Here is a 16,389-nt window from a genome sequence, read left to right on the forward strand (position 1 = left end):
ATGAAAGAGGACAAGGTGAGTTCTGACGGCCAATCTTGGAATGTTCCAGGTTTTGGTGTGCATCACATAGCCAGGCTTCTGGAAAACCGTGGTTCAGATATTGTTGCGCTTCTGAGATCGACCAACTTACCCGTTGATCTCCACGAAACCCCGCCGGATTTTATTGATGTTCGCAATGAGCTCCGCCTCTTGGAGCTTGCAGTGCAAGAGACCCGAGACCCCCTGTTTGCGATCACTGCGGGAAAAACCTTCAACCCCAGAAAGACTACACTCCTCAGCTATGTCGTTTTGAACTCTCCGACCGTTGGCGAGGCAATCGAGAAGGCAGTGAACTATGCTCGCTTGGCTCGGGGCTTTGCCAAACTGTCCTTCTATGAAGATGAACGTGGCATGTTTCTGGAGATAGATTCCATCGCCGAACTGATGCGCTCTGATGGAGCTCACAATGAGTTTCGAATGTCTGCTTTTTTGACCAGCCTTCAAATTGCGGCTGAGACGCCCTTGCCAGTCCTTGAACTACGCTTTCCGCATGAATTGACCGAAGAAAAGCGGACCCAAATCTCCAGTGCATTGTCAGTCAATATCAAGCAGAAACAAAGAGTTCCCGGCATCTTGTTCGATAAAGCAGTGATGGATATCCCGATCAAGGATACGGACCCCGCATTGCTTCTGCACCTTGAAAAACATGTGCAAACGTTGATGAACGATTTACCGCCAGTAATAGGTGAAACAAGTTCTTTGGTGCAGAGCGAGATAACGTCGCGACTGTCTTTTTGCGCTCCAACACAAGATGATATCGCGAAGACACTGGGGATGAGCATCAGCACACTTGGGCGCAAACTTGCCAAGGAAGGCACAACTTACAAACAACTGCTAAAGGACATCCGTGCAAGGCTGGCAGAGCAGTATCTTGATGACCCCAAGCTAAATCTGTCTGAGATTGCTTTTGCGCTTGGTTATTCTGATCAAGCGGCGTTTAGCAATGCCTACAAGACTTGGACGGGCCAATCTCCGGGCAGTGCTCGAACCGCTTAGGTCGACCTCAGGATGTGCAAATCGGTTAACATTGCAGGCTGGGGCAAGAAAGCGGATGCTCATCGTCTCAAACGCAGTCCAAAGCATCCGCTGTTAAAGTTTATCCCCATGCATCTGTACATGAATCACAAGGGTCGGAACTCGATAGTTCTGAGTTCAAATGGAAGCCAGGGCCAGCCGCTTTGGAAGTTTGGTGGTCGTAGCCATCCAACGGGTGCGCCATGGACATTCCAGCACTCAGAACAATGGCGAACGCGGTGACGGAAGAAATCAGTGCCTTTTTCATTTCTTGGTTCCTTTCGGTTGAGCGTGTTTGAAACGCTGTGTGTGCATTCAATTTGGCGATCTGTCGGTCAGATTTATTGCGATGACACATCAAGGCTTTGAGAAAAAACATCAAGCTGACGTCTGAACCCCGTTACGCTTCAAAACTGCACCTCTACGCCGATGTTCCAGCTGAAGGCGTAGTCGTCCGAGCTGCTTCCCAATCCAGTTTCAGTAGTGATTTCACCATAGAACCAAGAGCGATCTGACAGGGAGACATTGCCGCCAAAGGTCAGGGCCGCTGTGTCCTGACCGCGCTCGGTGAACACTGCACCTTGCCCAAACACCATCGAGGTTGCGTTGTCGAACGTATGATAGACGTCGATTTGACCATACAGCATCGAATTGTTTGCAATGGCACGCTCAGCACGCAGTCCGACCCGAGCCGTCAATGTGTCACCATCCACCAGGGATCCGATCCGACCACCCCCGACGCCATCTGGGACATCGTTCATCTCGATATCGCTGTACATGATCTGCACTTGCGGGGTGAGCGTCCATTCGTTCAGCAGCGTGAAGGGCTTGCCAACTTCAACAGATACCTCATACCCACTGCCATCGGCATCCACTGCGCCCCTGCCATTCGCACGTATCTGGCTGTCGAAATACCCATAACGAAGCTGCCCGTCGACATAAAACAGACTGTCCGCAACCCAAAGCGCGCTCAGGGTTGCATCATAGGCTTCGGTCGAGATATTGGCACTGGCCAGGCTGGTGCCGACGTTCGATGACAGGCTGCCGATGCCAAATTCCAGCCCGCCAAACAGCTGTCCGCCCGCGATCTCACCCAAAGGCAAATTCGCGCCATATCGCAGAGTGCCATTGTTTGTCGTCAACTCGCCTTCACCGACATCATAGCTGTCGCGTTCACTTTGGGACTCAAACCAGAACAATGGTCCGGCGGTTGTGGTCAACTCAGTCAGCACCTGGCTGACGGTGAAGGCTTTGGAACCGTTGCCTTGCGTCTCAGTGCGGTTGTGTGCTTGCGAAACTGATGAGCGAACACCCTGTTTAAACCCGCTTAGGTTGCCACGCGAAGGACCGGCCATTGACATTCCGGCACTTACGACAAGCACGAATACTGTTGCGGATGTAATCATTGCCTTTTTCATCTTTTCGCGCCTTTCAGCTAAGCGTGTTTGGCACGCTGTGTGTCCAATCAAATTGGCAATCTGCGCCTCAGGTTGATTGCGCTGACACGTCAAGGTTTTGAGAAAAAGCATCAAGTTCCCCCGGTCCGCAGCATTTATTGCAGCGGGGCAGCCTCTGTCAGGCAAACATTGGCGTCGCGAAAACCACCCTCCGAATGCGCGTGATGGCAATGCTCATGGTCGGCTCGCAACCCCCAAAAGCAGGCCTCGGTGGGTCTATCGTCATAACGGCTATGAAACATCCGTACCTACCAACCATCTGGCTCAGGCGATGGTTGATGTCAGCGCAGGCTTGCCTGAGAAAAACCCGCTGACCCATTGCCGTCATGAGGTCAGAGCAGCCAGGCCCCGGAGTTCGTATCCGGGGCCCGGCGGTTGATGGAGGCAGGTCACGTTTTCTCTGACAAGACCTTCCATGATGGACACAGGTTTACCAGTAGTAGCTAAGGCGCGGGTATGGGGTCAGATCGGAGCCCGACGATTTGCCAATAATCAGTGTGTAGCTACCGTTTTCCTGAATCGGGATCACGACCACATTGGGGGCTTGCGAGCCCCCGCTCGCGCCATATGCGCCAGTCTGCTGTGTCGAGGACTGGTTCTTTTGGCCCAGATCGTATTTTGACGTCGAATGGGTGCCCGCGCCGGTCAAATAAGGGGTCTGGTAGGCCTTGGCTTTTTCACTGGCGTGACCAATTGCTTGTGAGGCCGAAACGTGGACATTCTTCCCAAACCCACGCTGGGCTTGATCACGCACCGGACCAGCCATGGACATTCCGGCGCTTGCAACAATCGCGAACACTGTGGCGGAGGCAATCAGTACTTTTTTCATCGTTTGGTTCCTTTTCAGCTGAGCGTATCTGAATCGCTGTGTGTGCACTCAATCTGGCAAACTGCGGTTCAGATTTATTGCGCTGACAGGTCAAGGTTTTGAGAAAAGTCATCAAGCTAGCGCCTGTTCGCAGCGTGTTTGGAGGGGAATCCGGTAAGGGGCAGGATTGTATCACAAGCGGTGACTGCTCGGATTCTTCCACTTGTATACGCGGGTGAGGAGGATGGAGCCCATCCAAGCGGTGAGATATACGCGAGAAGGTCATCGGGACAGGCCAGACCGGCGCGCTATCGTGCGATGATCGCCCCTCTCAGATGCTTGGTGTTCCAGTAGATGATGATAGCGGCCAGGAGGTTAAGGCCTGCCATCCGATAGCGCTGGTCCTTGGCAGTACGGTCGCGGATTTCACCCTGTCGACCAATTCTCAAGGCGGTCTTCGGGGCGTGATGCGCCTCGCCCTTGTTCAGCCCAATCTGTGCACGGCGCTGCATGTCGGCATCGAGCATCCAGTCGATGACAAACAGTGTCCGCTCCATCCTGCAAATTTTACGCAAGGCGGAGGCTAGTTCATGCTGGCGGGGATAGGCGTCAACTTGAAGCCTTTTCTCAAAACCTTGACCTGTCAGCGCAATAAATCCGAACCTCAAATTTCCAAATTGGTTCCACCTACAGCGTATCAGACACGCTCAACCTAGAGGGACCAAGAAATGAAAAAGACACTGATTACATCCGTCACCGCATTCGCCATTGTCCTGAGTGCCGGAACGTCCACAGCTGGTCCGTTGCGTGACCATGGCCAACGCGGGTTTGCGCACAAAGTTCACTCATCAGTTTCGCAAACAGTCAACCACACTGATGGGATGGCCAATACCTACCAAACCACCAATTCGTCCGGCTTTAGCTTCGATTTGCCTTCAGAGCGTCATCTGGGTCAAAACAACCTGTCCGCCACTCTGCAATATCCCGCAATAGACCCGAATTGGAGCTGGGATTTGTCCGATGTTGATGTGATCGGAACTGATACTGGTGGATACGCGATCGAAGACGGTATTCACCTGAATTGGGGGCCAAATCAAGAAAACCAAATGCTTGGTCAAGTTGAAGAAGATGGTCGATACCTCATTGGTTCCGTGATCATTGTCGCGGCAGGGTTTGGGGTTATCATCGAGGGTTTTGCGGAAATTATTTATGATATCGCTTGCCCACGTGGCAATCTTGGCCCAGCTGAATGCTACCAATTCTGGAATGCGGGAGAATTAGGTCCGGCTGCGATGTAGTTCCGGTAACTGCTGCGCTGCAATACTGAAAGGCCACCCGGTATAGTGGGAAGATCACCACGGTATGGACCGACCATGACCCAAAACCCCTGCGCCGGCTCACAAGAGACGGTTCAGGGGCTACTGCGTCGGGAAGATCATGCTGGGGTGTTCTGGGTGGAATCCGATATGTTGGCTGAAACCTAGAGCCCAGTCACGAGACGGCAAGCTCGGGATTTGCTACAAAAACAGATTGCAGCCCGAAGTCACTCACCGACCTGGACATTGCCGGTTTTGTTACAAAGATTTGAGCCCGACGAGCTGTCTTAACGATCAGATAGGAGCTAGACGGTCAGCTCTGCGAATTGTTTGAATGGACAGAGTCCGGGCGTGAATTGGTCCTTGCGGATCATGTGCGCCACCTCGATACCTGCAAAAGTTGCCGTAGCCGACCACTTAATACAGCACTGCGTGCAGGTGAATGATAAGTTTGCGAGTGCAAACCAGTAACGATAATGGCTCCCATTATCGTTATCGATACGAACGGCCCAGAGCCGACATCCAGCACCCAATCGAGATGCTGCGGTAGCAGCCCGCATTCCTGCCATTCGCCGCAGACGCGAAATCACGTGCAATCCGAACAGGAAATCTGCCGGACATTCCTGCCGCTCACGAAATATTTCACTTAGCTAATCACGTGGATATCTACTAACGCTGATTCCATGGCTTACAATTACGACAAACTGTACGGCGAGACACGAAATGCACTGGGGCAACCAACTTCGGTTTTTGTCAAATTTTTCGACCAACTTGACCAACATAACGTTCGTGTCCTGGACGTGGGGTGCGGACAAGGCCGTGACGCTATTTTCATTGCGAATTTGGGGCATCGCGTTGTGGGAGTGGACATATCCCCCAATGGCATTCGCGATCTAAGAGCTGCAGCGACAAAAGAAAATTTAAAAGTTGAAGGTGTTGTGGCCGACATCACTACCTACAACCCAGAGGGTCTATTTGACATAGTGCTGATCGACCGAACACTGCACATGTTAGATCGCCCATCTCGGGGCACGGTTCTGAATTCGTTGATGAACCATGTAACCGATGACGGATGGCTTCTAATCGCGGATGAGTCGCCCAATATCGCAGACTTTAAAGCCACCGCATTGGGCCATGAATTGGATTGGAAAGCACATTTCGCAGAACGCGGTTATCTGTTTATGCGCCGATCTTAACGAGCACATTGGGCTCAGAGCGGCCGTCACAGCCGGTGCAGCATTATCCCCCGCCCCACCTCAAACAGAATTCCCGGACGGGCACATACCTGGCGTTCGTGAGCTTGGTTAGCGCCGCAGTGCAGCTTCCCCAAAGCGGTCGTTGACGACCGATCGCAGCATTCGCAAGGTTTGCGTTTCTCGAGCGGTTCCCGGTCATGGCGGTGTGCTATTGTAAGATATTGTCGATATATTCGCCCGCAATGGCCATCGACGACACACATATGCTCGTCGAAATGCCACAAACGTACAGCGTTTCACCAGGAGTCAGGTAACTCGGAGGTGTCGACTGAAAAGCCGACAGACGATTGCGACGAAGCAGAATGTCGTCTCGCAGTCGAGCGACCTCTGAAGCAAGCTCAACACCCGGCCATCCAAACTGGCAGGTCGTTGCTCAGTTGAACTCACATAGCGTAGACGAAAGCAGCGCGGCAGCTTGTTGAGAATATTCAATCTGCTGTTTCTCAGGTTAAGCCGCACGGGGCTGACTAGGATCTGTTGAGATTGCACAGCCACTCACAATGGGGCACGGTGTTGTTCAACCTGGAAGAATATTCATGACTTCGGCAAAAACTACTAACCCTTGGCTCATATTGCTGGGCCTTGCGCTTGGCGTCAGCATATCCAACGCCTTTGGCCGCTTTGCATACGGTCTAATTCTGCCATCAATGAAAAGTAGCCTCGGCTGGAACCTCACTCAATCTGGTTGGCTAAACACCGCCAATTCGATTGGTTACATAATGGGTGCAATCCTAACACTTTTCCTGATCCGCTATATTTCGCCGTCACGGTTGTTTGCTGGCGGCACTGTGGCGACCGCACTGTGTCTGTTAATGACCGGGTTAAATGAGGACCTCGTATTTCAAACCGCTTGTCGTACATTGGTCGGGTTGTTCGGCGCTCTTTCCTTTGTATCAGGCGGCGTTCTGGCGGCATCGCTGTTCCAGAACTGCGCCCGAAGGAATGCACTGGCTATCGCCTTGTACTTTGGCGGCGGCGGTGGGTTTGGTATCGCCTTATGTGGCGCAACCCTTCCGACTATGCTGGACGTTTTCGGGCCGCAATACTGGGACTGGGCGTGGATCGGAGTTGGGATTGCAGCTCTGATCATTTGTCCATTTTCCGTTTGGGCGTCCACAAAGCTGAACAAAGCCGAGCACGACGCAGCGCTTCCTTCCATTCCTCCGGTGCGCAGGATGTTAGGCGAACTCGGCGGATACGCGCTGTTTGGGTTGGGTTACATAGTCTACGTAACTTTTATCGCTGTCTGGATGAAGGAGCAGCATTCCAGTGTCCTGTTGACCACGGCAACGTGGATGATCCTTGGATTCAGCATTATGGCGTCGCCATTTGTTTGGCGTGGGATATTAGCCCGCTTCGCTTCTGGGACGCCATTGGCGTTGATCTTAGCTGGCGTCGCTTGTGGTTCAGCCCTGCCGATCCTTGTTCCAAACGGATATGGATTGATCATGTCGGCGCTCGTGTTTGGGCTGTCGGTCTTTATGCCGCCCACTGCTGTCACCAGCTTTGTCCGCCAGAATCTGGATCAGCAGGATTGGGGTGCAACCGTAAGCTTTTTTACAGTTGTTTTCGCTATCTCACAAACACTCGGACCGATCGGAGCCGGCGTCATCGGAGACATAACCGGAGAAATTGGAGATAGCCTTGTGGTGGCCTCTGCTGTCCTGCTGGTGGGTGCCCTTTGTGCTGCGATGCAAAAACCACTCGGGCGTGCGGTGGCGTAACCGTCCTGTTCCGAACTGCGCTCATTCACTACAACAGGCTAGGTGGGTTCTGACTGCGCGAAGAATAGCGCTCTGGTTACTCCAGCGCGGGTCTGCTTCAGGCACTTGCCTCATATTGCGGGATCCAGAACTTCGCCTCTATCGCCGCTTTCAGATCATTTTCTGAGGATTTAGGCGCAACCCCGTCCAATTGCGCCTGTTGACCAACGGCAAATGCAATAGCTTTGCTGACCTGGCGAATATCTTCTACATTGGGTAGCAAGCTGGCTGTGCGATCAGTCTTCGCAGGTGACAACGTGGCGAGCGCCTCGGCGGCGGCCATGAACATTCCATCAGTGACTCGGCGCGCTCCTGCCGCCAGCACACCCAAGCCCATACCCGGGAAAATGTAGGAATTATTGCATTGCGCGACATGGTGCATCTTGCCGTTGTAGACAACGGGATCAAACGGGCTTCCGGTGGCGACTATTGCAAGGCCACCTGACCAGTCGATAATATCTGCGGGCGCGGCCTCAATTCGCGATGTCGGGTTCGAAAGCGGCAACACGACAGGATGATCAGTCTGTGCCGCCATTGCACGAATGATTTCTTCAGAGAACAAGCCTGCCTGACCGCTGACACCAACCAATATGTTGGGTCTAGCCTGTTTAATCACATCCAACAGGGAAATTTCACCATTGGACCAGCTCCTCACTTTGTTGAAGGGTTGGACAACCTGCTTCTGGAACGGCAGAAGATCTGTCATCGCATCGGTTAACAGGCCATTCCTATCCACCATGTAGACGCGCTCACGCGCCTCGGTTTCGGATAGTCCTTGCCGGATCATGAGTTGAACTAATTGTTCTGCGATACCCACTCCCGCTGACCCGGCGCCGAGGAACGCGATGGTAGCGTCCCTTAGTGGAATGCCGGTGACATCTGAGGCAGCCAGCAAAGTGCCCGCCGTTACCGCAGCCGTGCCCTGGATATCATCATTGAATGTACAGAGCTGATCGCGATACCGCGCAAGCAGGGGTGCCGCATGTTGCTGTGCAAAATCCTCGAATTGCAGCAACACATCCGGCCACTTGCGCATTACCGCCTGCACAAAAAGATCGACGAACTCGAAATAGTCATCCCCAGTCATGCGCTCATGACGCCAGCCGATATAAAGGGGATCTTCCAGCCGTTCCTGATTGTTGGTGCCGACGTCCAATACCACCGGGAGCGTTACAGACGGGCTAATCCCGCCTGCAGCGGTATAAAGCGAGAGCTTTCCGATCGGAATTCCCATACCGCCCGCGCCTTGATCACCCAAACCCAAAATCCGCTCTCCGTCGGTAACGACAATGGCTTCGACAGAGGGCAGGATGGCGTTCTCAAGTATGTCATCGATCCGGTCACGCTCTGGGTACGAAATGATAAATCCGCGTGGGTGATCATAGATCTCACTGAACTGCTTGCAGGCGTCACCCACAACGGGTGTGTAAATTATCGGCATCATCTCGGTCAGATGCCGCGCCAACAGAGCGTAGAACAGAACCTCGTTGTCATCCTGCAGGCCACGCAGATAGACATGTTTGTCCAGCGGTGTCTCTTCGCGCTCAAAGGCGGCATAGGCACGATCTACCTGGGTTTCGAGCGTTTCGATGTGTGGCGGAAGAAGGCCTAGCAATCCGAGCTTTTCTCGTTCGTGTAGAGAAAAGGCAGTACCTTTGTTCAAGAGTGGGTTTGTCAAATACTGTAAATTTACAGGACCGGAATCGACCATAGGTTACCCTTTCGGATCGGCACGCACTGTTTGCACGCGACGTCCAGTAAAGTCAGCATTATAAAACGGCAATTGCAACGAACTTAGAGCACGGTTGCATTTAACCATCTTGCATAGAAGTACTTAAGTATTGTTACTCTCTGCACTTAGGATGTTGTCTGCCGAAGCGCCTGCAGACAGATTGGCGTCTGAAAATGATCTGGTTTCTGGAAGTTCAAGATGCAGAGAAGACGTATGATCAATTTCTATTCGACCGTTGGTCAGAGTGTAATCCAGGACGTGTCCTCCTTTGCTCAGATCGCTGGAAATAAAGTGTAGGTGGTAGCCCGGGACGCCAATCCCGACGGCATAATCCGGGCATCGAAACCCCAGAATTGTCCCCTCGACGTTGTTCAGCTCAAACTCAGCCTGCGTTTTTACAACCTCCAGCAGAGGTTTGTATGGTTTCTCCTGCCGTAGGACGTTTCTGTACTTTATGTGTTTAATGTCGCCGGTAAATCGAACGGCATAGAACAGATTTCTTGCCTCCGCCAATGCATCAAGCTGGGCCTCAAGAGCATCCTTTTGTGTTTCTCTGTCCAAAGATCGATAAACCGCTGGTTCGAAATTGATGACGGCAGCATAAGGTGTCAGAGCCCTGTCGCTTGCGACCGAAGCATTGCCATTCCCGTCGAGGCGATAGGCAACGCCATCCAACACAATCATTTCTCCGTCGAGCGCATTGAACGTACCCAGGCCGAAGTTTCCATGTTCCAGCAGCTGTTCGATGAAAACGGTCCCGTCGTAAACGCCCTGCATAACTGCGCTCAGCAACGAAGCCTGATAATACTCATGTGCATGTTTTTCCGATTGGAAACCCCGTTCTCTGGAATGACTAGCCAGGGCCGTTGCAAAAGTAAGCTCTTTATCTTGTCGCATGCTGTTTCACCAATCTATCTGCCTGGCGTCTATACATTTTCGACCATTCGAAACTGTCTTGCTTTCCAGTATCGCGTGCCTCTCGAGATCGGGCAACACAAGAGATTATTTGATAATTTACAGCTTCATAGGGCATTGCAAAGATGATCGTGGGATTGCGCCGGGATAACCGATCATCATGAGAACGCCACGGACAATGCCGCGCCGGAAGGGCTTTCACTTTCCCCGCGAGATCATCGCCTAAGCTGTATGGGCTTATCACCGTTTCGCCCACAGCACGGCCACTGTCGAGTATTTGCTTGCTGAGCGCAGTGTAATCGTCAGCCCGGCAATGGGTTAACCGCTTTGGCCGTCATTTCGCCGACTGCATCAAGCGGGACCGGCCAAAGGCGACCGACAAATGGCATTTGCACTAAGTTGTTTACCGATCACCGGTTGGAAATGCCGACTCTGGCGGGCAGTGGATGCGAATGGGAATACCCTTGATATTCTTGTCCAACCACAGCGAAACACCAAGGCGGCCAGGCGTTATTAGAGCGATTGATCTCGCAGTTCGGCAAACCCCGTGTCGTGATCACGGATAAGTTGCGAAGCTATTTCAAGCCAATCTACGATCTTGCGCCGCACGCGGATCACCATCGACATGATCTCACCATCTGCGTTCCGTCTCAGGAACCTTTTTGCTGCGCGGTGATCGCTCACGGCTTTATCGCTATCTGACACATAGCCCTGGCGGCGCTTTTTGCGCTCCCCTGCCCTGCTGCAGATGTCGACGAAATGAAGGCTGAATTTCGTTCCTGGCCGCGTGCTGACAAGATGAAATACATGACGCCGGATAGGCTAAGATCACACGCTCAAGATGCCCACGACCTACGGAAACTGAACCGCGCAAGACCACAAAAACGGTTATTGCCGTGACGAGTTTTGCGCTGCCAGCTAGTCAATTTCATGTGTCTCATCAGCGGGTTTCCGCTCTATTACCGTCCCCATAACAGACCCGTATTCAAATGTGCGGTTGGCTACGGGAATTCCCGAATAGTTAGTTCAGTTTTAGGTTGCTACTCCGCCCCGACGGCAACGTAGGACAGAAAGACGATCTATGAAAATTGCAGATATTGGCAATTCTGAACTGGATCTCTGGCAATCTGGGGAAGCTCTTATTCAGGAAATTTGCCAAAAGTTTGGATTTGAAAACGCCTCCTACGCCCACATCGACAAGCATCATAATGTCGTTCATGGCTGCACTACATTTCCAGAGGAATGGGTCAAGTATTACGTCGACAACAATCTCGTTCTGGCCGATCCCCTCATTCGTTTCGGCGCCCAAATGATCGCACCAATCGACTGGGCAGTGTTCGACGACCAAGCCGACTATGCAGCGCTTTTTCAAGCGGCCAGAAGGTTTGGAGTGGGACAAAACGGTCTTTCCATTCCGGTGATCAACCCTTTTGGCGAGCGCGGCGTGTTTACCGTCACGTCCAATATGGCTCGTCCTGAGTGGAGCGCCTTGATCGCGAAAAAGCTCCCTGCCCTACGCCAGGAAGCGCAGGTCCTGCATCTGCTTGCCCTCGATGTCATAGAAACCGTATTCAACTTTCCATCGGATTCCCTGTCTGCGGATGAACTGGATGTGTTGAAGATGTTCGCGTCGGGTTTGAAACTGACTGTCATTGCCAGGAAAACGCGGCACGCTTCGAGAACGATCGATGTTCTGACTGCCTCCATCACTACCAAGCTCAAGAGTCGGACGATCGAACAGGCGGTTGCCCGAGCTGTCAGTACCGGTATCCTCAAATGGAGCGATTTCTTTGCCGACCCCGTGGCAGAAATAGTCAAACCAGAACGTCAGCGGCTGTGCGGTGGGATTGTCCGTTGGGCCGGCAGGTCCCATGAGTTGATCGCCTTTGACGACGGCGGACTCGCTCGAAACACTGATAGTTTTCGGTCCGCCCAAATCACAGACCTCGCCAGAGAGTTCAACTTGAGTTTAAAAAAAATGGTCGAAGAACTTGGGTGTAACCGTGATCAAAGATTGTGGGTCAGGTATCTTTGAATTCGTATTGAAAAAGCGCAGAGGCGCAAATTACACATAATTTCTCTTACCCGGGTTCGGCTTGCGCAGTCTTGAGCCGAGAGATTGTGGATCTGCTCACACCCAGCATACGACCGATCTCTGCCGCAGTCTTGCCCATCGATAGCAGGGAAATCGCCTCTTCGCGTTCCGTTGCGCTCAGTTTTTGCGGTCGTCCTTTACTCAGGCCGAAGGATTTGGGCCGATCTTCCACTGCACGGCTTTCCAAGTCAGCCAGCCCAAGCTCATAGTCGATGACTCCGCCTAGTACTTCCAAGACCATACTCGCGCGCCCGTCTGCGGTATTGATCCAGGGTTCAGACATTGACCGAAATGCCGCTCCTTTTTCGTGAAGCCGTTCTAACAGATTGAATAGCTCTGCGATCGAGTCAGCAATCGCAGACAGACGAGACACGACGATTACGTCACCAGCCGAAACATCCGCCAGAAATTCCTCCAGCGTTTCGCCTCGGTTGGTCCCGTCCTGCGCGGTATCGCTCCATATGCGGTCGCATCCTTGACGCTTGAGCTCGCTGAGTTGAACCTCACTTCGGTACCATTTCGATGATACCCGCGCATATCCGATTTTTACCATTTTAAATCAGTCTCGTAGGATTGGATCACAGTAGTTCTTGACTTTTGCACGCATTTATGACCGTTTAATTGCACGCAGTTCTGCACGACAATAGCGCTGAATCTGTGCAATGACAATCGCCGCAGCGAATGACCGGGACGAAATGCAGCATTCTCTTACAGAAGCTACAAAGGATTCCAGCCTCTACAACGAGGACCTGGCCCCCGTTCCTGTCGAAAAGCGCGATTGGGGTTGGTTTGAGCTCTTCAATGTCTGGGCCAACGATGTTCAATCGCTGTTTGGGTACACATTGGCGGCGTCGCTGTTCTTGACTTACGGGCTGAATGGCTGGGCGGTGTTTGCGGGTATCGTGTTGGCGGGATTCATTGTCATGGGGCTCGTCAACTTGATCGGCAAACCCAGTGTCAAATATGGAATACCATTTGCTGTAATGGCACGAGCCAGCATGGGCGTTCGCGGGGCGAATTTCCCTGCCCTCATCCGGGCCGTCGTGGCTATCTTCTGGTACGGTGTGCAAACATATTTTGCATCGACTGCACTTGCCTTGGCCATGGTCGCACTGATCGGGGAAAATGGCCCTGCAATCTTTCTGGGCCTCAGCGTCATCGAGTGGGGTGCCTTTCTGGCAGTCTGGGCCTTTCAGATTGCACTTTTCTGGAACGGTATTGATCCGATTGTCGGTTTTCTCAATTTCGCTGGCCCATTTGTGTATGCGGTGATGGTGGCGCTGGCGATCATGATCTGGGTCGAAGTCGGCAACGATCTCTGGCTGGAGGTCGGCACTATTTTCCGCGGAACCGGCGACTACAAGGGCAACTCACTTGGCGCATTCGCTGCAGTCGTGGGCACAATGACCGCCTATTTTTCGGCCGTGGTGATCAATTTCGGCGATTTTTCCAGGTTCGTACGGTCAGAAGATGAAATGCGAAAGGGTAACCTGATCGGTCTACCGATCAATATCGCCTTCTTTTCCCTGATTGCTTTGATTGTAACGGCAGGTACTGTCGCAATCTGGGGCGAGGCGTTAACCAACCCGACCGCTATAATTGCAAGGGTCGATTCCTTGCCACTAACACTCCTGGCGGCGGCGACATTTCTGGCCGCCACGGTCGGCATCAACCTCGTCGCCAACTTCATACCACCCGCATACGATTTGGCGAACCTTATGCCCAGTCGGATCAATTTCCGCGTTGCCGGGATAATTACCTCGGCCTACGCGCTGGTGATTGGCGGGCTTTGGGTATCGACGATCAGCCAGATCGGTATCTTGGGGTTTGTGAACACATTAGGCGCCATTCTGGCACCTGTTTATGGGATCATCATCGCAGATTTTTATCTGGTGAAATCCGGTGAGCTGGACGTTGATCAGCTTTTTTCGGCGGCCCGCGACGGCCCCTATTTCTACAGTAACGGATGGAATATGGCCGCGATCGTGTCGTTCATCCTTCCGGCTACATTTTCGGTACTCACAGTCTGGGTTCCCATGCTGAATACGCTGTCAGGCTTTGCATGGGTGATTGGCGCAGGATTTGGAGGTGTTTTCTACTGGGCAATTGCAAAGCGCTGATAGGCTGAGACATCCACCAGTTTGATGCCTACGGGCAAAGCAACCGATTGCAGATACATGCAATCGGACTGGATTGATTTGTCTCAGACAACAAGCCGACACGGGAACGAACGTCGCAACCATGCGACGGAAACGGTTCAGGCCACAAACCCTGAATCGATGGGCGGCTATTGCCGCAAATCTTGGGGGCTTTCCCCCCGAAAGCAAAATGGGAGGACCATTATGGTAACCGCAGAAACAACTGCAAAAAATGCAAGTACTACAGATCCGGAAGGTGACACGCTAAATCCGGTCACGCCCAATGAAAAAACCTGGGGCGCGTTTGCGATATTCAACATCTGGGCCAACGATGTTCAATCACTGTTTGGCTATTCGCTAGTTGCGTCACTCTTTATATCCTACGGCGTTGGGGGTTGGACAGCTTTCCTGGCACTCATCTTCGCGGGGCTGTTCGTTATGTGGATGGTGAACCTATCCGGCGCGCCCGGAGAAAAATACGGTATCCCCTATCCGGTTCTGGCGCGCGCCAGTATGGGCACAACCGGATCCAAGCTACCGGCAGTATTGCGGGCCACAGTCGCTGTCTTCTGGTATGGCGTTCAGGTCTATTTCGCTTCGACCGCCCTTTCATTGTTGATCCGTTCGATAACAGGCATCAGCGGTGGTGCAGAGATGTTAGGGTTGACGGGCATCGACTGGCTTGCCTTTCTCCTCGTTTGGGTGTTCCACATCGTCATTTTCTGGCGCGGCATGGGTTGGGTCGAGACATTTCTGAACTTTGCCGGACCATTCGTCTATGCGGTGATGATAGGCTTGGTCATCGTGCTATGGCAGCGCGCGGACGGGCAGCTTCTGAGCGCAACCGCGACCATCTTCGCCAACCCAGAAGGCACCTTTGGATCTGAGGTTAAAGGCTTCATCGCCATATTCGGAACCATGGTTGCCTATTTCTCAGCCGTGATGATCAACTTCTCGGACTTTTCGCGCTATTCCCGCGACAAGGCATCCATGAAGGCGGGTAACCTTGCCGGTTTGCCGCTGAACATGATCCTTTTTTCGGCATTAGCGCTTTTGACGACCGGTGGTGCCGCCGTGGTCTTTGGTGAAGAAATCATCAACCCAACCGAAATCGTCGAGAAGACCGACAGCGTTCTGCTGGCCATCATCGCAGCGATTACCTTCTTCGCTGCGACCGTTGGCATCAATCTGGTCGCGAATTTCATTCCGGCGGTGAATGGCATAGCCAACCTGGCCCCTGGTAAGATCAGCTTCCGTCAGGCTGGTCTGGCCACTTCAGTCTTTGCCTTGGTAATTGGCGGTCTTTGGACGGCCATTATCTCGAATATCGGCATTGCCGGGTTCGTGAACACGCTGGGTGCGACTCTGGCTCCGATCTTTGGGATCATGATCGTAGATTACTACAAAATTCGGAAGGAAGAGCTGAATGTGGACGACCTCTACAACATGGAAGGCGGTGCCTACCATTATGGTAACGGTTGGAATGACTCGGCACTAATTGCCTTTGGTTTTGCTTCAGTATTCTCGGTCGCTACTGTTTGGGTGCCAGCACTGGGAATTCTGTCAGGATATGCCTGGATCATCGGTGCGATACTTGGCGGTGTTATCTATAACGCTATGGCCAAGAAGAACACTTAATCTTTCAGAAGATAGATGGCGGGCGGCGCGCCGCCTGCCATCAGGTATTGAGGTTGTTGACAGTGGCTCTGACCAAAAGCTGCTTGCAATGGAGCGCTAAAGAGATCGCAGCATGGCGCATTTGGACCTTTTTGCATGGATCAGGGATCTATAACGGTGCGGAATGCCACAACGAAAATCTGACGCCTAGTCCAACCCCCGATACCTGGGCATCAAAA

The 16,389-nt window shown here is 52.6% G+C and carries 12 protein-coding genes and 4 pseudogenes; 8 read left to right on the forward strand and 8 right to left on the reverse strand.

Annotated elements, in window-relative coordinates:
* Complete coding sequence (locus tag AC2FH9_RS06525; RefSeq protein ID WP_496871119.1) at positions 1-1,035, forward strand: AraC family transcriptional regulator ligand-binding domain-containing protein; 1,035 nt, start codon at positions 1-3, stop codon at positions 1,033-1,035.
* A gap of 425 nt (positions 1,036-1,460) precedes the next feature.
* Here the strand turns inward: AC2FH9_RS06525 and AC2FH9_RS06530 are convergent, their stop codons facing one another.
* The 3 genes and pseudogenes from AC2FH9_RS06530 to AC2FH9_RS06540 all read right to left on the reverse strand — a co-directional run.
* Complete coding sequence (locus AC2FH9_RS06530) at positions 1,461-2,471, reverse strand: autotransporter outer membrane beta-barrel domain-containing protein (protein WP_496749701.1); 1,011 nt, start codon at positions 2,469-2,471, stop codon at positions 1,461-1,463.
* A 469-nt stretch (positions 2,472-2,940) separates the two neighbouring features.
* Positions 2,941-3,339, reverse strand: a complete 399-nt coding sequence (locus tag AC2FH9_RS06535; protein ID WP_496749703.1) for a hypothetical protein — start codon at positions 3,337-3,339, stop codon at positions 2,941-2,943.
* A gap of 171 nt (positions 3,340-3,510) precedes the next feature.
* Positions 3,511-3,926: pseudogene (locus AC2FH9_RS06540) on the reverse strand (Tn3 family transposase); the annotation flags it as partial.
* Between the two features lie 120 nt (positions 3,927-4,046).
* Here AC2FH9_RS06540 and AC2FH9_RS06545 point away from each other — a divergent pair.
* Entirely contained in the window at positions 4,047-4,616 is a 570-nt protein-coding gene (locus tag AC2FH9_RS06545; RefSeq protein WP_496749704.1) for a hypothetical protein, read from the forward strand.
* A 323-nt stretch (positions 4,617-4,939) separates the two neighbouring features.
* Here AC2FH9_RS06545 and AC2FH9_RS06550 read toward each other — a convergent pair.
* A pseudogene (locus tag AC2FH9_RS06550) lies at positions 4,940-5,047 on the reverse strand (IS6 family transposase); the annotation flags it as partial.
* A 270-nt stretch (positions 5,048-5,317) separates the two neighbouring features.
* On the opposite strand from AC2FH9_RS06550, the gene AC2FH9_RS06555 reads away from it, so the two are divergent.
* Complete coding sequence (locus AC2FH9_RS06555) at positions 5,318-5,830, forward strand: class I SAM-dependent methyltransferase (protein WP_496749705.1); 513 nt, start codon at positions 5,318-5,320, stop codon at positions 5,828-5,830.
* Between the two features lie 208 nt (positions 5,831-6,038).
* Here the strand turns inward: AC2FH9_RS06555 and AC2FH9_RS06560 are convergent.
* A pseudogene (locus tag AC2FH9_RS06560) lies at positions 6,039-6,245 on the reverse strand (isochorismatase family protein); the annotation flags it as partial.
* Between the two features lie 181 nt (positions 6,246-6,426).
* Between AC2FH9_RS06560 and AC2FH9_RS06565 the strand changes: the two are divergent.
* Positions 6,427-7,614, forward strand: coding sequence for a YbfB/YjiJ family MFS transporter (locus tag AC2FH9_RS06565; RefSeq protein WP_496871120.1), 1,188 nt, complete (start codon positions 6,427-6,429; stop codon positions 7,612-7,614).
* A 97-nt stretch (positions 7,615-7,711) separates the two neighbouring features.
* Here AC2FH9_RS06565 and AC2FH9_RS06570 read toward each other — a convergent pair whose 3' ends face one another.
* Both AC2FH9_RS06570 and budA read right to left on the reverse strand, forming a co-directional pair.
* Entirely contained in the window at positions 7,712-9,364 is a 1,653-nt protein-coding gene (locus tag AC2FH9_RS06570) for an NAD-dependent malic enzyme (protein WP_496871121.1), read from the reverse strand.
* Positions 9,365-9,487: 123 nt separating this feature from the next.
* On the reverse strand, positions 9,488-10,282 hold the full coding sequence (gene budA / locus AC2FH9_RS06575) for an acetolactate decarboxylase (protein WP_496871122.1): 795 nt from the start codon (positions 10,280-10,282) through the stop codon (positions 9,488-9,490).
* 178 nt (positions 10,283-10,460) lie between these two features.
* Between budA and AC2FH9_RS06580 the strand changes: the two are divergent.
* Both AC2FH9_RS06580 and AC2FH9_RS06585 read left to right on the forward strand, forming a co-directional pair.
* A pseudogene (locus tag AC2FH9_RS06580) lies at positions 10,461-10,927 on the forward strand (IS6 family transposase); the annotation flags it as partial.
* A 454-nt stretch (positions 10,928-11,381) separates the two neighbouring features.
* Complete coding sequence (locus AC2FH9_RS06585; RefSeq protein WP_496871123.1) at positions 11,382-12,335, forward strand: autoinducer binding domain-containing protein; 954 nt, start codon at positions 11,382-11,384, stop codon at positions 12,333-12,335.
* A 46-nt stretch (positions 12,336-12,381) separates the two neighbouring features.
* On the opposite strand, the gene AC2FH9_RS06590 is transcribed toward AC2FH9_RS06585, so the two are convergent.
* Entirely contained in the window at positions 12,382-12,948 is a 567-nt protein-coding gene (locus tag AC2FH9_RS06590; protein ID WP_496691418.1) for a recombinase family protein, read from the reverse strand.
* A gap of 109 nt (positions 12,949-13,057) precedes the next feature.
* Here AC2FH9_RS06590 and AC2FH9_RS06595 point away from each other — a divergent pair, with 109 nt between their 5' ends.
* Both AC2FH9_RS06595 and AC2FH9_RS06600 read left to right on the forward strand, forming a co-directional pair.
* A complete protein-coding gene (locus tag AC2FH9_RS06595) occupies positions 13,058-14,515 on the forward strand; it encodes an NCS1 family nucleobase:cation symporter-1 (RefSeq protein ID WP_496749710.1) in 1,458 nt (485 codons plus the stop codon).
* 222 nt (positions 14,516-14,737) lie between these two features.
* Positions 14,738-16,171: an NCS1 family nucleobase:cation symporter-1 gene (locus AC2FH9_RS06600; protein ID WP_496691416.1), complete on the forward strand. Its 1,434-nt coding sequence runs from the start codon at positions 14,738-14,740 to the stop codon at positions 16,169-16,171.
* Positions 16,172-16,389: the final 218 nt, after the last annotated feature.

The sequence above is a fragment of the Ruegeria sp. CDSC081 genome (assembly GCF_059610485.1).